Annotated in this window: 18 protein-coding genes; 11 read left to right on the plus strand and 7 right to left on the minus strand. The window is 60.9% G+C overall.

Annotated elements, in window-relative coordinates:
• Positions 1–4: 4 nt before the first annotated feature.
• Positions 5–742, plus strand: a complete 738-nt coding sequence (locus D8W71_RS12295; protein WP_236077859.1) for a TetR/AcrR family transcriptional regulator — start codon at positions 5–7, stop codon at positions 740–742.
• Between the two features lie 179 nt (positions 743–921).
• Positions 922–2226: a lipase family protein gene (locus D8W71_RS12300; RefSeq protein WP_121119053.1), complete on the plus strand. Its 1305-nt coding sequence runs from the start codon at positions 922–924 to the stop codon at positions 2224–2226.
• Here D8W71_RS12300 and D8W71_RS12305 read toward each other — a convergent pair.
• Complete coding sequence (locus D8W71_RS12305; protein WP_236077860.1) at positions 2223–3233, minus strand: DICT sensory domain-containing protein; 1011 nt, start codon at positions 3231–3233, stop codon at positions 2223–2225. The genes D8W71_RS12300 and D8W71_RS12305 overlap by 4 nt on opposite strands.
• 451 nt (positions 3234–3684) lie before the next feature.
• Between D8W71_RS12305 and D8W71_RS12310 the strand changes: the two genes are divergently transcribed.
• The 7 genes from D8W71_RS12310 (at position 3685) to D8W71_RS12345 (ending at position 10572) form a co-directional block, all read left to right on the plus strand.
• Positions 3685–5106, plus strand: coding sequence for a recombinase family protein (locus D8W71_RS12310; RefSeq protein WP_121113852.1), 1422 nt, complete (start codon positions 3685–3687; stop codon positions 5104–5106).
• Between the two features lie 398 nt (positions 5107–5504).
• Positions 5505–5690 carry a helix-turn-helix domain-containing protein gene (locus tag D8W71_RS12315; RefSeq protein WP_121113854.1) on the plus strand — a complete coding sequence of 62 codons (186 nt, stop codon included), beginning with the start codon at positions 5505–5507 and terminating at the stop codon, positions 5688–5690.
• Between the two features lie 294 nt (positions 5691–5984).
• Complete coding sequence (locus D8W71_RS12320; RefSeq protein ID WP_161965461.1) at positions 5985–7031, plus strand: AAA family ATPase; 1047 nt, start codon at positions 5985–5987, stop codon at positions 7029–7031.
• Between the two features lie 138 nt (positions 7032–7169).
• Positions 7170–7430 (plus strand): hypothetical protein, encoded by a 261-nt coding sequence (locus D8W71_RS12325; RefSeq protein WP_121113858.1) that lies wholly within the window; start codon positions 7170–7172, stop codon positions 7428–7430.
• A gap of 593 nt (positions 7431–8023) precedes the next feature.
• Entirely contained in the window at positions 8024–8293 is a 270-nt protein-coding gene (locus D8W71_RS12335) for a hypothetical protein (RefSeq protein WP_121113862.1), read from the plus strand.
• 181 nt (positions 8294–8474) lie between these two features.
• Entirely contained in the window at positions 8475–9104 is a 630-nt protein-coding gene (locus D8W71_RS12340; RefSeq protein WP_121113864.1) for an HK97 family phage prohead protease, read from the plus strand.
• Between the two features lie 4 nt (positions 9105–9108).
• Positions 9109–10572 carry a phage major capsid protein gene (locus D8W71_RS12345; RefSeq protein WP_121113866.1) on the plus strand — a complete coding sequence of 488 codons (1464 nt, stop codon included), beginning with the start codon at positions 9109–9111 and terminating at the stop codon, positions 10570–10572.
• 406 nt (positions 10573–10978) lie between these two features.
• Here the strand turns inward: D8W71_RS12345 and D8W71_RS12355 are convergent, their stop codons facing one another.
• The 3 genes from D8W71_RS12355 to D8W71_RS12365 all read right to left on the minus strand — a co-directional run bounded on the left by D8W71_RS12355 (position 10979) and on the right by D8W71_RS12365 (position 13017).
• Positions 10979–11404 carry a hypothetical protein gene (locus D8W71_RS12355; RefSeq protein ID WP_121113870.1) on the minus strand — a complete coding sequence of 142 codons (426 nt, stop codon included), beginning with the start codon at positions 11402–11404 and terminating at the stop codon, positions 10979–10981.
• 459 nt (positions 11405–11863) lie between these two features.
• The gene (locus tag D8W71_RS12360; protein WP_121113872.1) at positions 11864–12148 is read right to left on the minus strand and encodes a hypothetical protein; all 285 of its coding nucleotides are present in this window, start codon (positions 12146–12148) and stop codon (positions 11864–11866) included.
• Positions 12149–12258: 110 nt separating this feature from the next.
• Positions 12259–13017, minus strand: coding sequence for a TIGR02391 family protein (locus D8W71_RS12365; RefSeq protein ID WP_161965462.1), 759 nt, complete (start codon positions 13015–13017; stop codon positions 12259–12261).
• 90 nt (positions 13018–13107) lie between these two features.
• On the opposite strand from D8W71_RS12365, the gene D8W71_RS12370 reads away from it, so the two are divergent.
• A complete protein-coding gene (locus D8W71_RS12370; RefSeq protein ID WP_121113876.1) occupies positions 13108–13782 on the plus strand; it encodes an NAD-dependent deacylase in 675 nt (224 codons plus the stop codon).
• 11 nt (positions 13783–13793) lie between these two features.
• On the opposite strand, the gene D8W71_RS12375 is transcribed toward D8W71_RS12370, so the two are convergent.
• On the minus strand, positions 13794–14378 hold the full coding sequence (locus tag D8W71_RS12375; protein WP_121113878.1) for a giguanylate cyclase: 585 nt from the start codon (positions 14376–14378) through the stop codon (positions 13794–13796).
• 230 nt (positions 14379–14608) lie between these two features.
• Between D8W71_RS12375 and D8W71_RS12380 the strand changes: the two genes are divergently transcribed.
• Positions 14609–15631: an LLM class flavin-dependent oxidoreductase gene (locus tag D8W71_RS12380; protein WP_121113880.1), complete on the plus strand. Its 1023-nt coding sequence runs from the start codon at positions 14609–14611 to the stop codon at positions 15629–15631.
• Between the two features lie 94 nt (positions 15632–15725).
• On the opposite strand, the gene D8W71_RS27610 is transcribed toward D8W71_RS12380, so the two are convergent.
• Positions 15726–15881 (minus strand): DUF6131 family protein, encoded by a 156-nt coding sequence (locus tag D8W71_RS27610; protein ID WP_201265330.1) that lies wholly within the window; start codon positions 15879–15881, stop codon positions 15726–15728.
• 394 nt (positions 15882–16275) lie between these two features.
• Positions 16276–16824, minus strand: a complete 549-nt coding sequence (locus D8W71_RS12385) for a Dps family protein (protein WP_121119058.1) — start codon at positions 16822–16824, stop codon at positions 16276–16278.
• Positions 16825–16836 lie beyond the last annotated feature (12 nt).

Consider the following 16836-nt stretch of genomic DNA (forward strand, 5'->3'; position numbering starts at 1 on the left):
GCAGATGTCGAGGTCGCCGCCGATCCGCGCGATCATGGACCGAGACGAGAGGAGATCGATGGCGCAGCAACCGTCCGGCACGAATGACGTGCGGTACATCGCCGACTCCGTGGAACCTCCGGGCGATGCGCTCCGCACCTACGGTGGCCGATCCGTCGATGATCGCCGAGCCGAGCGGCGATCGAAGTTCCTGGCCGCCGCGCTGGACGTCTTTTCCGAAAAGGGTTACACCGCAAGCTCGGTAGCAGATCTCTGCAAGGCGGCCGGGCTTGCCCGCCGACAGTTCTACGACGAGTTCGCCAGCCGCGAGGCTGCTCTCATCGCGCTCTACGACTCCATTCAGGCGGACGCCAAGGTTGCAACCACCGAGGCATTGAGCCGCACCGATTCAACCGATCCTCACGATCTCGCGGCCGTAGCGATGGCAGCGTACGTCGAATCCATCGGAAGCGACGCACGACGAGCGCGAATTTCGTTCGTCGACAGCGTCGGAGTCAGTCCGATGATGGAGAAGCATCGAATGGACGAGCGGGCTGTGTGGCGTCAGTTCTTCGAGAGCACCATTCGGGGCGCAGTGGGTGTGGACTACGTGCCGCCCGGGGGCTATTCGATGGCGTCGACAGCCTTCATCGGCGCGCTCATTGCCTTGGTTCAACAATGGAGCACGACGGAACCTCGGCCGCCGATCGACGATCTCACGGACGTCATGGTTGCCTTCCTGGATTCGATCATCTCCCGCTGACCTGTGTCGCGGCTTCAAGTGCGGCGAGGGTTGTAATCCATGTCACTTGGCTCTACTGTCCATTCCAATCGAAGTTAGACATCGATATCTAACTTCTCGGTCGGGGAGGTTTCGTTGTGTTGAAGAGCAGATGGGTTGGGTGCGCCCTCGCTGGGCTGGTTGCGCTGGCGCCGCTGACCATGGGTCTACCCGCGGGGGCGCAGCCGATACCCGCGTTCCCGAAAATCCCCGAGCTCGACGCGGAGTTCTACTCTCCGTCCGCCGATATCGTCGAAGCGGCGTCGCCGGGGGAGATCATCTCGTCACGCCCGGTCAACGTCGCGAACCTGGGGGTCATCCCGGTCAATGTCGATGCGTGGCAATTGTCCTACCGGTCCAACAACAGCCGGGACGTGGCGATTCCTGCCGTTGCCACCGTTCTGAAGCCTCGTGGCGTAACGACCGAACCACGGCCGCTGCTGTCGTATCAGATCGCCGAGGACTCTCTCGGCGGATACTGCGCGTCGTCCTATGTGCTGCAACAAGGTTCGATTCCATGGCCGCTGACCGGCGCCGTCACCGGCGGCGGGCAGTTCCTGGAGATTCAAGCAGCCCTCGCGCAGGGGTGGGCAGTGGTGGTCCCCGACCATCAGGGGCCGAACTCCTCGTTCGCGTCGGGTCCACTGGCAGGGCGGATCACGTTGGACGGAATCAGGGCGGCCGAGAATTTCGACCAGCTCGGTCTCGCGGGCAGGGACACCAAGGTGGGCATGCTCGGCTATTCCGGTGGCTCGATCGCGACCGGCCATGCGGCTGAGCTGCGCAGCTCGTATGCGCCTGATCTGAACATTGTCGGAGCGGCCGAAGGCGGCATCGTCGCGGATGTCGGGGCGCTCGTGGACAACGCGAACAATGCGCTCGGCTCGGGCATCGTCGCCTCCGGAATCATCGGCGTGAGCCGCGAGGACCCCGAGATGGCCACGTTCGTCGCGCAGCACCTGAATCCTCTCGGCCAGGCCTTGTTCGCCGCCAAGGACAACCTGTGTGTCGCGTGGAATTCGTCGATCTTCCCGTTCTTGAATCTCAAGGGATTGTTCGACACCCCGGGTGATCCCCTGCTCGAGCCGGAGGCCCAGCGCGTTCTCGCCAAACTCCGAATGGGACAACGGGTTCCCGATGTCCCGATGTACATGTTCCAGTCGAATCCCGATTGGCTCGTACCCGTCGGACCGGTCAACCGATTGGTCGACGCCTACTGCGCAGACCCCGCCGCGAGCGTCGTGTACACGCGGGACCATTTCAGTGAGCACCTGACCCTCGACGTGATCGGCTTGCCGAAGGCGCTGTTGTGGCTGGGAGACCGCTTCGCCGGAATACCTGCGCAACAGGGCTGCAGTACTACCGACGTCGGGTCGATGGCACTGGATCCCGAGACGTGGCCGGTGTGGCAGCGCACGGTGGGCGACCTCGTAGCAGGGTTGTTCGGGACGCCGATCGGTTCCTAATCGGTCCTGTCGTGTTCTCCAGCTGCCCGGCCGAAGGGGCGGGCAGCTCGCCGTGCCTCGAAGCGCGACAGGACCGCACGAGCACATCGGACAACCGTTCCCCGATCGTGCGAGACCACGTATTCGAATTCGCGTTCGTGGTCGCTGTTGCCGCTGTGTAGATCTTTGGCGGAGAGGGTGCAGCAGAAGAACTGACCGAGAACGACAACGTTCCACTCCTCGACCAAGTCGTCTACCGGATCGAGCGAGCAGGTTACGATTCCCGGCGTCGAGACATCGGCCATCTCGATGCCGTACACACCGGTGTAGGCGGTCCTGGCGGCCATTGTCTGCCAGCGTCGCCTTGTGCGGGTGGAGAATTGGCGGGCGTGCTGAAATGTGCCGAGGGTCAACGTGTCCGGTCCGGCGTCGGACGCCTGTAACTCGATCTGCGTGCTCATCTCGATGAGGAGTTGCTTGGTGCTGACCGTGCTGGGCTGTTCGGCGGACGCGATGTCGAACGGTGAACGAGAGTCCGCTGGCGGCGTACTCCACGTCGGTGTGGTCATCGGTCCCTTTGCCGGGTACTTGGCAGCGGAGACGGGCGGGAACAGTTCGCCCATTCCATAAGTCGCGCCCAGGGCCAGTGCCCGTCTCCGGTGACGTTCGGAGTCGACGCCGCTCGCGATGATGACTGCACCGGTGCGTTCGGCTTGAGCAGCCAACACGTGAAGTGCGCGTGCAGCGGCGGAGACATCGGCGTTCGCGCCTGCGAGTTCCGGGGCGAGAACGATGATGTCGGGTTCGATGAGGGGCAATATCGACAGCGACTCCGGCCGGGTGCCGACATCGGTTACCGCGATCCGACGGTGTTCGTCTCTCGCGCGGTCCACCCGGGCCAGCAGGTCCGCAGGATTCGACATCAAGGATCTGTCGTCGACGACACAGGCGTCGGAGAGCAGGTCGACCCGATGCGCGCCGCTGTCTACGAGGGTCAATTCCGATGCTGGACTTCGCCCGGTACTCACCCGGTTACTGCGCTACGAGTGGTCACGGTACGGCCGCAGCCAGAACGGCCGTACCTAGAGCGCCTACCGCGAAAATAAGAGCTGCATCCTCGTGTGCGCACGCCACGTCTTCCATGTTCTTCTCTCTGCAGACTCCGACGGTGTCCAGCGTGACCGAAGAACATTTCTGCGAAGCCAACCGTTGTGTCACGACTTCATAACGGAAATAACGTAAAGATAACGGCTATCGGTGCTCGCAACTGTGTATGGGCGGACGGTCGAAGACGCCGCCCGACGCTTCGAACGGGTAGTCGCTGGGCCCGTGGCACACTGCAGATCATGACCGACGTCGAGGTGCCAACTGCTGTAGTCGAACTGGCACGAAGCGCAGAGCGTATTGCTGTCTTGACCGGAGCCGGGATGTCCGCCGAAACCAGCATGCGATAACAGCACTCCGTGGCAGAATGCCGATATGACGACACCCCGGATGGTCACCTACGCCCGTGTGAGCATGGACCGATCCGGCGTCGGCAAGTCCGTCGAACAGCAAGTAGACGCATTGCAGGCCGAAGCTCTGGCACACGGGTGGACTCTCGGCCCGGTAGTGAAGGACGTCGGTATCGGGGCATCGCGGTTCTCGACCAAGGATCGACCCGGCTACGCCCAACTGAAAACGATTCTCGAATCCGGTGACATCCTGGCCGTGTGGGAAACCTCTCGCGCTACTCGTCGCACGGATGAATGGGCCGCGCTGACCGAGCTGTGTCGCGCCCGTGGTGTCCGTCTGTTCACCGGTACCCGGTTGCTGGACCTCGACGACCCGGACGACGAGCAGCAGGCCAATCAGAGCCACGTCGCCGCCGTCTACGAGACAGCGAAGACCCGAAAGCGCGTCAAGCGCGACGTCGACGCACGGGCGAAGCTCGGTAAGGTGCACGCTCAACTCGGATTCGGATACCGACGCGTGTTCGACCCCGCAACCGGCGACAAGACATGGGAACTCGACCCCGTGGCAGCCGACGCAATCCGAGAAGCAGTGGACGGACTGCTGGCCGGAACAACGACGATCTATCGAATAGTTAAGCGCTGGAACGATTCCGGTCTGACTACGAGCACGGGTAAACCGTGGCAGACTCGCACTCTGCGGCAGATGCTCCTCCGTGAGTCATTGGCCGGTATCCGTGTGCTGCGCGGTCAGAAGCTCGACGGCCCTGCCGTGTGGGAGCCGATCATCACCGAGTCGCAGCACCGGCAACTCGTGGCGCGGTACGGCAATCAGGCCGACCCGAACCCACGGCGCGGACTCGAAGTGAAACACCTGCTGACCGGCATCGCCACGTGTTACAAGTGCGGCCAAACGGTCAACTGGCAGAATCGGCCCGACAAGGTTCCCCAGTATCGTTGTCCTACAGGCCATGTCAGCCGCCAGGCCGAGGAGGTCGACAAGCTCGCAGTGCGCCACCTACGCCGGTTGATAGAGCAATGGAGGGTCGACGGATTCTTCGCCGAGGCAGAACCGGACGCCGCGCACGAACACCTCGAAGAGGCCGCACGGCTGGAAAAGCTGCTGGCCGACGTCGACGCAGCCTACTCACGCGGTGATATCTCGATAGACCGTCTGGCGGCGCAGGAGACGGCACTACGACCCCGGATCGAGGCAGCCCGTGAACGTGCCGCGTCCGTCGCGACGAACCCGATTCTGTACGCGCTGGCGTTCGATTCGGCGGTGACGTGGGAGAGTGCTGATGTGCCGCAGCGCCGGTCGTTCGTGCGTGCGTGCCTGCGGATCGAGATACAGCCGACCGGTAGGGGGCAGCGCGTGTTCGATCCGGCGTCGGTGGCGTTCTGGGACATCAGTCGCGGCGCGTCGTCGATCCTGCTGCTCAAAGAATGAGATTCATTTGACTCTGGACACGACGATGGCCCCGGCAGGCTAGACACCAACCGAGGCCATCGTGCCAGCGGACATCACTTCGCCAGCAAACAGAACCCACACAACCCTCGTCAAGAGAGAACCCATCGTAAGGCCGGTGGTCCGTCGGCAGCAACGTTTCGTCATGTCACGAGTGACCGTGCGGCGTACGTAAGAAGGGCCCGATGTTTGGCCGCATCTGGATACCCTCCATGGTTACGCTCAGCTTTGCGCCGTAATGCACCACAGTTCCCGGTCTGGTCGGGACATCGGCAGCACCTCAGCACCTCCGAAGGCACCTCAGAGCATCGCACCGTGGACGAACCAGAGTCCAGTCGAGTGGAAGCCGCTCTGTCACAGCAATATTCGGAAGGACAGCCATGCCGGAATATTTCTTCACCCTGGACGAGGTAGCCGCAACCCTCAAGCTCCAAAAGCGCACCATTCAGTACTACATCAGCCGAGGGCAGCTCAAAGCGCACAAGCTCGGCACCGCCCAGAACTCGCCCGTACGGATCGCTCAGGCCGACCTCGACGCGTTCCTGACTACTCAGCGCGCACGATGAAGATGTACGGGCAAGTCAGTGGGCAGCGCCGTGACGACGATCAGACCGCCGACGCCGCCGAGATAGCCGATAAGCGCCGTCGACGTCTAGCCCAGGATCAGAGCGCACGAACCGTCTTCGACCTGTTGCCGGGTGGTGATCGCTGATGTCCACGCGTAACGAGTCAGCCGCAGCGAAACAGCACACGTCCCGATGTGCAGTGTGTGGAGCGAAGCCCCGGCACGGTCGCATGCGCGATTGGAAATTCACATGCGGCGAATTACTGTGCCCGCAACACAGGCCGGTGATGGAGCAGTGAGCGACGAAATCATTTGGGCAGAGAAACTTCTCACCCTGGACGGCCTGAAGAACCTACCGACGCCGGAACCGATCATCGACAAGTTTCTCTACGCCGACACACTCGCGCAGATGTCCGGCCAACCAGGTACGTACAAATCGTTCCTGGCGCTGAGTTGGGCGTGCGCGATCGCGTCCGGCTTGGAGTCGTGGGAGGGCTTCCCGGTGCGCAAGTGCGGCAAGGTCGTCTACATCGCATCCGAGGGTGCGTCGGGTGTGCTGCTGCGCGTGCTCGCATGGGCCGAGGCGACACTACCCGGACCACGCAACGCCGGTAAACGAGCTGCACTGCGTGAGAACCTGCTCGTACTACCCGCCCCGTTGCAGTTGGGGGCGCGGGGGCAGTACACGTCGTTCGCTGAGCAGGCTGTCGAACTCAATCCGGTGCTGGTGGTGTTCGACACACGTTCGCGCTGTACCTCCTCGCTGGACGAGAACAGCGCCAAGGACATGGGTGACGCCGTCAACGCCGCAGACCTCATTCGGCACAAGACGGGCGCGACGGTGTTGTTCGTGCATCACATGGCACGAAGCGGAACGGCAGCCCGAGGGTCGACGGTGTTCGATGGCGCGGTTTGGACGAACCTGATTCTGAAATCGGACCGCCTCAAGCTCATCGTCACCGTCGACAAGCACAAGGATGTGGAGACACCCGAGCGCCCGTACTACTTCGACATGAAGCCCTGGACGGTGGCAAATCAGGCACTCGCACACCTCCCCGAAGAGCGTCGAACGAGCCTGGTTGTCATGACGGCTGGAGTCTCAAAACCCGATGAGACAAAGGGGTCGAAATCTCACGAAACCGGAGCGAAGTTGTCTCAGTTGGTGTCTCAACACGCGGACATCGATGGGCTTACCGGCGCGATGATCGTCAAGCTCGCCAACGAGTTCGATATCTCGCGTCCGACGGTCCTCAGATGGCTTCCCAAGCTGGTCAAGGACGGTGCGCTGAAGCATGTCGATCCGAACAAGCGCCCTCTTCGCTACCTTCCCGCAGTTGGTTAGCGCGGTGAACTGTCTCAAAGTCTCATTTGAAGTCTCACTGAAATCTCACTCGAAATCTCAAGTCTCACTGACTGGGGGGTCTTTAGACCCCAGGAGGAATGAGACAACCGCTAAATCTCACGGAATTGGAACTTACTTATGACCACCAACAGCGCACCCAACACCAGCGCCCACTACCTCACCGCCCGAGAGCTGAAGGTGCTGCGCGTTCTCGACGGCCACGGCCCCCAGACGCTCAAAACACTACGTAACCTCACCGGACTACCCAAAGCGGTCATCTGGACGCTCACAAGCGCTCTCAGCGACCTAGGCGACATCGCCGAAGACCGGACGGTCCCACAAAGCCAGGAGACCCAGTACGTCATCACCGACAAGGCCCGTCTGGAGCTACACGCATGATGACGCGCTACTGCAAGCGCCCCAGGGGTCGACGGGACATTCTGGGTCCGTGTCCCGTGTGTGGAGCCCCGGCTGTATTAGTTCGGAGCATGGACCGCTTCTATCACGCCAACGGTTCGGATTGTTCCGCCTGTATCCGCGAGATGGGCATGGTTCCGAACTACCCCAAGCCGGAAGACTTCGCAGCACTAGACGAACGGTACGACGACGAATGATGACGCGCACGGATCAACTACTCCTCCGAGTTCGATCACATGTCCACGGTGAGACTCTGGAAAGCCTGGAAAGAGCAGGATTCACGCCCTGGGAAGTCGAGAGGCAGATCGGATACGGGCATCTCCGAGCCGGCGAGAACGGCCGAATTACCTACGTATACAACGACGAAGACGCATCGTGAAGGCGAAGATAGCCAGCACATGCCCGCTGTGCAACGGTCCGATACGACTCGGACAGGAGATCACCTACTACCTGCTCGACGGTAGATACAAGTGGGTCTGCTGCAGGAAACCCGAAGCGAACGAACCGAAGCCTAGAAGCCGCATGTGGAACGAAGGCAAGTTCGCAGTACCTCGACGAAAGAACGGTAGAAGATCATGACCGACGAAGAACAGCTAGAGATAATCAACCGCAACACCTCCACGCTGCTACTGCACGCGATCGGTTTACAGTCCGAGGAAGTCCGACAACAGATCAGAGATAACCCTGGGATCACCGGACGTATCGAGGGTGAATCGGTCGAGTACTACGCGGGAGATGTGTTGCTGGCGACCGTCGACCGAGAAACGCTTGCCGATCCCGACTTCGACGTCAACAGCGGCCAGTTCGTCACAGCGCCCGACGACATCTCCGAGCTGCTGGACTGAAAGTTTGTAGCTAACCGCGCAGGCCGATAGACTCGGCACCGAACAGAGAACTACCGAGCGAACTGGTTTGGCCGTCCGATTGGATGTGCGCCGGATTGCAGTTAACGCCAGGTGGCAGGCTCATTCGGTGCCGGGTCGATCGACCTGTGGGCACATTCACCAAACCCGAAGTGAGACAACGATGGCCACAAAGCCAGCACTCACGCGGAGTTTCGACGTTCCTTTTGAAGTGCGATCCACCGAGGACGACGGTGACGGTTTGACTATCGAGGGCTACGCAACAGTCTTCGACACCGACACCGAGATCCATTCGTACGAAGGCCACTTCATCGAACGTATCGCTAAATCCGCGTATCCGAAAAATGCAAAGTTTCCGCAGATGCAGTTCAACCACGGGCGCGATGTCCGGGTCGGCGCTGTACCGATCGGTGCGTATACCGAGGTCCGTCCCGACGATCACGGCCTGTTCGTGCGTGGACGACTGTTCGACAACGATCTGGTTCTACCCGTACGCCAAGCTATCGCAGGCGGGGGTATCACCGGAATGTCGATCACCATGAACGTTCTACGCGACACATGGCAGAACAGCCGAGGTAAGTATCTGACGCTGCAAGAAGTCGAAACCGCGCTGTACCACCCAAACGGTGACCCGATCCGACGCACCATTACGTCGCTCTCCGTGAGCGAATGCGGCCCCGTAGTGAGACCCGCGTACGCGACGACATCGGTAGGCGTTCGATCCAACGCACCGCGCACACTCAGCATTTCAGCCGCACGGCGGCAACTACAACTGATCGATTTAGGAAGGTAAGAAGATGAGTAGACGACGTAAGAACACCGCGACAGCGGGCAACAACAACGGCGCAGCCGACACGCTCGGACTCCGTGGACTCAACGGAGACGCTGCCGAGAGCCGCCGCGAGGAATTGCGTTCGGAGCTGGCTAATCTGGTGCACGAAAACGAGACACGCGGCGAACTCGACGAGAACGAGAGTTCCCGATGGGACGAGCTAACCGAGGGTATCGAATTCCTCGACGACCAGGCCGAGCGCTTCGCCGAGGCAGTAGCACTCGTTCACGGTGGGCACTCCGAGGACTCGTCCAAGCGCACTCACGGCCCGTCGACACGCACTGCACCGACCGAGCGTGACGCGGTACTCCGCAACCTCGACGGCGACGTCAAAGCCAAGAACATGACCGAGGACGCCGCAGGCACGGTGGAAAAGCTGCTCGGTGGCGACGAGGGTCGTTCGGTCACTCGGTGGGCTCGTGCAGTCGGAGACCCGGCGTACAGGACCGCATTCGCAAAACTGGCCGTCGATCCCGACCGTGGCCACCTGGAGTGGACCGCAGCCGAGGCGGACGCGTACAGGGCCGTACAGACCGTTTCTCGTGCACTCAACGAGGGCACCGGATCGCAGGGCGGGCACCTCGTGCCGCTGAGTCTCGATCCGTCGATCATTCTGACGTCGGGAGGGTCGGTCAATCCGATCCGTGAGATTGCAAGGAACGTGACGATCACCGGGCAGGCGTGGCGTGGTGTCTCGAGTGCTGGTGTGACCGCTGAGTGGACGCCGGAAGCCACCGAAATGGCCGATGCATCTCCGACACTCGCGAATCCTGTTATCCCCGTGTACAAGCAGGATGCGTTCATCCCATTTTCGTGGGAGGTCGAGCAGGACAGTGCAGGCGATTTTCTGGCCGAGCTACAGGCTCTGTTGGCCGACGGACTCGAACAGCTCACGGCAACCGCGCTCACGACCGGCACAGGCACCAATCAGCCGAGGGGCGTAGTCACCGCGTTGCTCGCCGCAGGTGCACCGTACATCCTCACGCCGGGTACGCCCGAGGTTGTGTCTGCAGCGGACATCTTCCGACTCCAGAGCGCGCTACCGCCGAGGTTCCAGCCGAACGCACAGTGGGCCGTCAATCTCGGTAACCTCAACGTGCTCAGGCAGTTCGAAACCGGAAACGGGGCGTTGAAATTCCCCGAGCTGGCCGACGGGCGTTTGCTCAACCGCAAGATCAACGAAGTATCGAGCCTGGACGATATCAACCCGGCTGTGACCGATACGGCGAATGTTGTTGTGGTCTATGGTGATTGGTCCAACTATGTGGTGGTCAACAGAATTGGGACAACGCTAGAGTTTATTCAGAATCTGGTCGGACCGAGCCGTCGACCCACCGGACAGCGCGGGGCAGTCATGTACGCCCGTGTCGGCGGGGACGTCGTCAATCCCAACGGATTCCGAGCGCTGAACGTTGCCACAACCGCGTAATCTGGTGGCACCCTACAGTTTCACGACCGTAGATTCGGAAGGGTCTACGGTCGTGGTACCGAGGGGCAGCCGGACCGAACGAGGTTCCGAGTACGCACTCCGTGACCCCGATCGATGGATCGACGAGCCCGAGAACTACTCAGCATGGCTGTATGGCCTGGACTCGTTACCTCCGCGCACCGCAACGTATGCCCCGGTTTATCCGATGGCAGACTGAATTGATCTTCCCGAACAGGCGATCGCGTGTTCGCACACAACCGATGCGGCATCACGTTCGGGATCGCTTACCGGCTAGCCGCCCGAAACCGCCGAGCTGGTGAGCAACGTAGCCCCGATCTTTGTTTCAGCGCAGGAGCTTCTTCTCGATTCCTCCGAGCGCTGGCAGAGGTCGGGGCTTTCGTGTTATCTACACCGTCGCTGGCGTGAGCGCCGCAGTCAGTCCTCTGAACAATGCAGCAACCACAATCTCTGTTGCTTGACCTGTCGTGTTCCATGTCTTGCTGAACAGTGATTGCGTTGTGTCGCTTGTTATCCAACCAACGTTGACCAACCACTCGAAGTGCATACCACCCAACCCGAACACGCCACCGTGAACCGAGTAGAGGAAGCGCGCCACCCATGCCAGTGCGTAGAGCGTGAGAGACAGTGCAGCACCGACAGCTACCACCATGCCAACCGTTGCAGTCAGTGCTAGTTGCATCGTTGTTCGAATGATCATTGTTGTTGCTTGTTCAGTTCGTTTGTGTTGCAACAGCTTCACTGTCTTCAGCGTGAGAGTGATTGCGGTGGAACGGATGTGGTCGGTGCGCTGGCTGGCGACTGTGGCGTCCATGGTCTGTGGCGTCCTGGTCTGTGGGTTGGGATGACGATGCGTCTACTTATCTCAACACCACTATGCGCCTTGGCATTCCAACGTGTCCAGTACCCGTGCCCATAGGCTGGAGCGGATGACGGATGAATGGCTATGCATCGCCGTGGATGGTGGCCGATGGTAGGGGGGGAGGGGTCGGACGTAAAAATCCGGAGGTGGCCGACCCCGCTCTCGGCCCGATATCTCTCTCTGATGAAAAATCCTCACAAAACGCCTGGTCAGAGGCTTAAACCGCAGGTCAAACAGGGTAGGTTTTGAGTTTTTCAGATTTTTGTGCTTTCGGGGTGGCCAAATAGGCTACTTTTGACAGGACAAACAGTCAAAGTTTCTGCATGGTTTGTGGATATTTTTTGGATGAAATCGGCCCGTCGACTTCTCCGTGATGAGACTTCGATGGGTCGATTTTTCCGTGTGCACGGCCTAGTCAGGTGCACGAAACCCGCCCAGCAAGTTGATTCGATTCTCGCGTATGGCGTCCAGTGCGCCGTCCTGGATCTGCACGAGCTTGTGATCAAGGGTGTAGTTGTCGCCGCGCTTGGTGCGCTGTGCCGTCACGCGGCGTGCGTAGTGGTCCAGCCGTGCGAGTGCCGCGTCATCGCCATCGACGGGCCTGAGTAGGAGTTCCTCCCGCGCCGTCGCCCAGAACACCGCCGCATCGTGCAGCTGTTCGCTGGTGGCTCTCTCGGCTTCATCGTCTGTAGCCATCTCTCACACCTCCGGTATCGTCCAGCGACCGCTTAGCTCAATCGTCCTCCTATAGGCGCGCACGCACAGCGGAACGCCCCCGACTGCGTGGTGAGACGAGCCGTCGCGCACTACCTCTCGTCGGCGGATTCCTCCAGCTTCTCGCACTCGTCCACCCAGCGCGCCAGCACACTTAGCGCGGACAACTGTTCGAGCGCTACCTGCTTCGGAATCTCGTCGACCGAGTGTGTCAGTGGATTTCGAATCGCTTGGAAGCAGCCCACGGAGAACGCGCGGATGCCGTCGTTCATCGCTTTCACGGTGAGGGCAGCAGGATCGCCGGGCCAGCGCAGGCGCGGACGGCTCTGTTTCGGCGGCGCGGACGAAAATGCCTCCTGCATAAGCGCTGCATCGTTCAGGTCATAGCGCCCGATCAAATCCTGCACGTGCCCGCTCAGGTTTGTCGCTGCACGCTGCACGGCCATTCCGTGGTGACCACTTGCCCACAGAGTCGACGCTGGTGCCCACACAGAGGTGTGCAGCTTATCGGCGGACAGCGTGGGAGCAGTCGACCCGAGAGCTTTGGTGATGTCGGCGCTTCTATCGAGAGAGCCGAGAGCCTGCCGGACAAGGGTCGCACCGGGAATAGTCTCAACGCGTTTCGGATCTTGGATCTTCGAGTACTCACGCTTGACGATGTTCGGGATCTGCGGGTTGTTGAGTACGCGGCGCACAATCTTCAGGGTGCTGATGTGCCGGTCAAACAGTTCATTGACAAGATCAATTCGTTCGATGTTCGCTGAGGTGTACGACGAGTAACGGATCTCTTCCAGCCGGTCGGCCAGCTTAAGCCAGGTCTGCAGCTCCACCTTGATGCGCGCTATGTCCACCTGATTGAGTTTAGGTGCGCCGACCGACACTGGTTGCGACCATGCGTTTTGGCCGGGAAGTAACCGGCTACGAACAACACCCGTTATCGCATTTCCGCCGAGTCCGGGATACCCACATTCCGAGACGCGCAGACCGGACTCTGGTCCACCTTCGAGCCGGCGGATCTTGCGAGCCCCGAGGGCTGGGCGCGCGACAGCGATCTGGTGTGGGGCTGGTATCAGTGGCGCGCGAAACTCGTCCAGCAATCGGAACCGAACGCCGGGCACCGTGCGCTGACAACATGGCAACAGAGTGCGCATCTCGACATCGCCACCCAGAACGTCGATGACTTACACGAGCGTGCGGGCTCGACGGTCGTTGCTCACGTACACGGCAGCTTGTTCGATCCACGTTGTTCGGAATGCGGCGTCCACTCACAACCAGAACCCGAGGAACTCGACGAGGCAGTCGATCGCATACCCCCGCCGCCGTGTCCGGAGTGCGGAGGACCCATGCGTCCGGGGGCAGTCTGGTTCGGCGAGCCTCTGCCGGAGGCGGAATGGGGTAGGGCGGTGAGCACTGTCGAAAACGCTGACCTCGTTCTCGTGGTGGGAACTTCCGGAGTCGTATTCCCATTTGCAGGTCTTCCGGCCATGGCCAGGAGTGTGGGAGCGAAGGTCGTCGAGATCAACCCCGTGGAGACCGATATTTCGGACATGGCTGATCACCGGTGGCGGACCACCGCGGCGATCGGGCTTCCGGCATTGGTGCACTCACTGATCTGAACCGTGACCGGTCACTCGAACTCGAGCCGCATCGATCGCACTGCAAAATGAAGCAGAAGTACGAAGCCGCCGATGGACACGACGACGGGAGACCACACGACGAACGACATCAGGACCGCGACGCCTTCGTACACGACTACGTATATCGCGATGAAGCTCGTTGCAAGGATGCAGAACAGCACGTGGAACGCCAGCATCCACCGTTCGAAGAAGAAGCCGACGAACATACCGATTTCGATGAAGAATGCGGTTTTTCCGAGCGTTATCTCGGGCGGGAAGTCGGCGACGATGGTCGCGGCGAAGATCGCGATATTCGCGATGACCACGAACGCAAAGGCCTGCCTCAGCGTCGGCCAGGGGCCGAACAGCCAGAACAGACCCATGATGTAGGCCGCGATCATCGATGTCCATTGGACGGCCGTCGGAATTGGCGTCGTTGCGCCGTACCCGAACGCAATCTCGAGGGTGACCACCACCGCCATGCTCAATGTCGCGAGGGCGACGACCTTCTTGACGATCCCGCCCACGGCGAGCGAGAACATCAGGTCGACGCCCCATTCGTAGTGCACTTCGGAGGACGCCACTGCCCTGGTCATGTTGCTTCACCCCTCGGGTCGATACCTCTGACCGATTCAAACACACCGATTGCTTACGCCGAGGTTTTATCGATTCCACAGAATGGGCCGCGCGGAAGCGTGTTCTTGAAATCATCTCGAGTCGAAGGGTTCTCTCCCTTGAACACCGTCGCGACGCTGTACCCCGACGGTGGTTACGCACTGAGGTAGAACGGTCACACCACAACGCCTGACCCATTGGAGGGAAAGACATGCCTCGACGCTCAGCGCGCCTACGCAAGCTCGGATTTCTGACGATAGGACTGTTCGACCCGGACCGTCCCGCGCTCGGTCACGAATCCACGCTGAAGATCATCGAGTTGGGCGAGCGACTGGGATTCGACAGTGCATGGCTGCGGCACAGACACCTTCAGTTCGGGATATCGTCGCCGATCGCTGTCATGGCTGCCGCGTCGCAGCGAACCACGAGAATCGAGCTCGGCACCGCAGTGACTCCGCTCGGTTGGGAAAACCCGTTGCGGCTGGCCGAGGATCTGGCCACGGTGGACATTCTGTCCGGTGGACGTATCAACCCGGGGGTGAGCGTCGGTACTCCTATGCAGTGGGACCGGGTCAAGGATGCGCTGTACCCCGACACGGCAGACGCAGAGGACTTCGGCTACCAACGCGTCGACAGATTGCTCGGACTCGTCGCGGGCGAACCTGCCTCCGACTGGAGTGGCACCGTCGGAATCGAGCAGTTCTCGGACCGAGTGCAACCGCACTCTGCCGGGCTGCGCAGTCGTATGTGGTACGGCGCTGCGAGTCTCGGTTCGGCGCAATGGGCAGGCGAGGCACGGATGAACCTACTCGTCAGCAGCGTCGTCAAAGCCGAGGAGAGCGAGGACTTCGACGCGATCCAGCTCTCGCACATCCTGCGGTTCCGTGCGCACCATCCGGACGGGGAGAACGCCCGCGTATCGCAGGGGCTCGTCGTTATCCCCACCGATTCGGCGTCCGACGAGCAAATCGCGAAATACCGTGCGTATGCGGAAGGCCGATCGGCACGCACAACCGAACCTCAGGGGCCGGCGCGGATGATGTTCGCGGCCGACATCGTCGGCACGTCGGAGGAGATCGTGGAGGCGCTCTACGCAAACGCCGCCTTCCGGGAGGTGGACGAAGTGGCCTTCGCGCTCCCGTTCAGCTTCGAGCACGAGGATTACGTTCAAATACTCACCGACATGGCCACGACGTTGGGACCTGCGCTCGGATGGGAGTCGACGGCGTTCTGAACACCACCGATTCTGAACACCACTGTGTCGACGACGAAGCCCCGCGCCGGTTCGACCGGGCGGGGCTTCGTCGTGTCGATTCACTGCATGTGGATCAATAGAAAGTTTTGCGTCCGCCCACTGCGCGGCCTGTTGCGCCGAGGATGGTGAGGACTGCACCGACGACGACCAGAATGATTCCGATCGTGGTCAAGATGCTGATCTTGGCGAAAAAGCCGATCAGCGCGAGGATGATTCCCAGGACGATCACTGTCTTACCTTCTTTCGATTTCCGGTGCCGCTGTCGCGACATCCGCCGACCTGCATTCGTTGATCGCCGAACTCCTCCAACGTACCCGGGTATTTCGTCGAATATGCATTGTTGCAATGGAATTCGTACTTTTCACAAGTAGTCGATCCGTTGCTGCTCCGCGTGCACCCACCACAAATTTTCCTCGGTGCGCAGATGTCACCACGCACTGAAGTTGCTCGGGCGGGCACTTCGCCGATGCGCCGGGCAACTGGTGGTACCCCGGCGCATTCGGTTCGAAACATCGATCGTTACTGCAGTCGTTCAGCCCGGTCGGGAAAGAGAACGGACACTGCTGACCGGCGCGCAGAACGCCCCCGCACAAGAGTGTGCGAGGGCGTCAGTGCGAAAAATGTCAGCTTGCGTCGCGGGCTGCTTCGTTCTCGCTGCTTGCGCCGGCCGTCGACAGCTGTCCGCCGGAGTTCTCCAAGTGCGCGCGAACGAACCAGTGGAACAACTCGAGCTGACCGCTTTGGCCGATCAGCAGGTCTTCGGTAACCGGGTCGATCTTGCCGATCTCGTCGATTGCCTTGCGGGTATCGCCGATCACCCCCACGTAGACGAGATCAAGTGCGCCCAGGTGTTCGATCGCCGTAGCGCGGCCGATCGAGTAGTCGTCCCACGAGCGCTGCTTCACGATGGTGCCCGGGGTTCCGAGTGCCGAGGAGCCGAGAGTGGCGATGCGCTCGGCGACGTCGTCAGCGAATCCTCGAACAGCTTCGACCTGTGGGTCGAGCATCTCGTGAACCGAGATGAAGTTGGGGCCGACCACATTCCAGTGGATGTGCTTGAGGGTCAGGTGTAGATCGTTGTAAGCGTTCAGGCGGTCCTGCAGCAGCGCTGCGATGCGCTCGCCTTCGTCGGTGCTCAAACCGGGAACGGTGTACGAATTCGAAGTGCTCATGAACACCGGCTA

The sequence above is a fragment of the Rhodococcus sp. P1Y genome (assembly GCF_003641205.1).
Classification (GTDB): domain Bacteria; phylum Actinomycetota; class Actinomycetes; order Mycobacteriales; family Mycobacteriaceae; genus Rhodococcoides.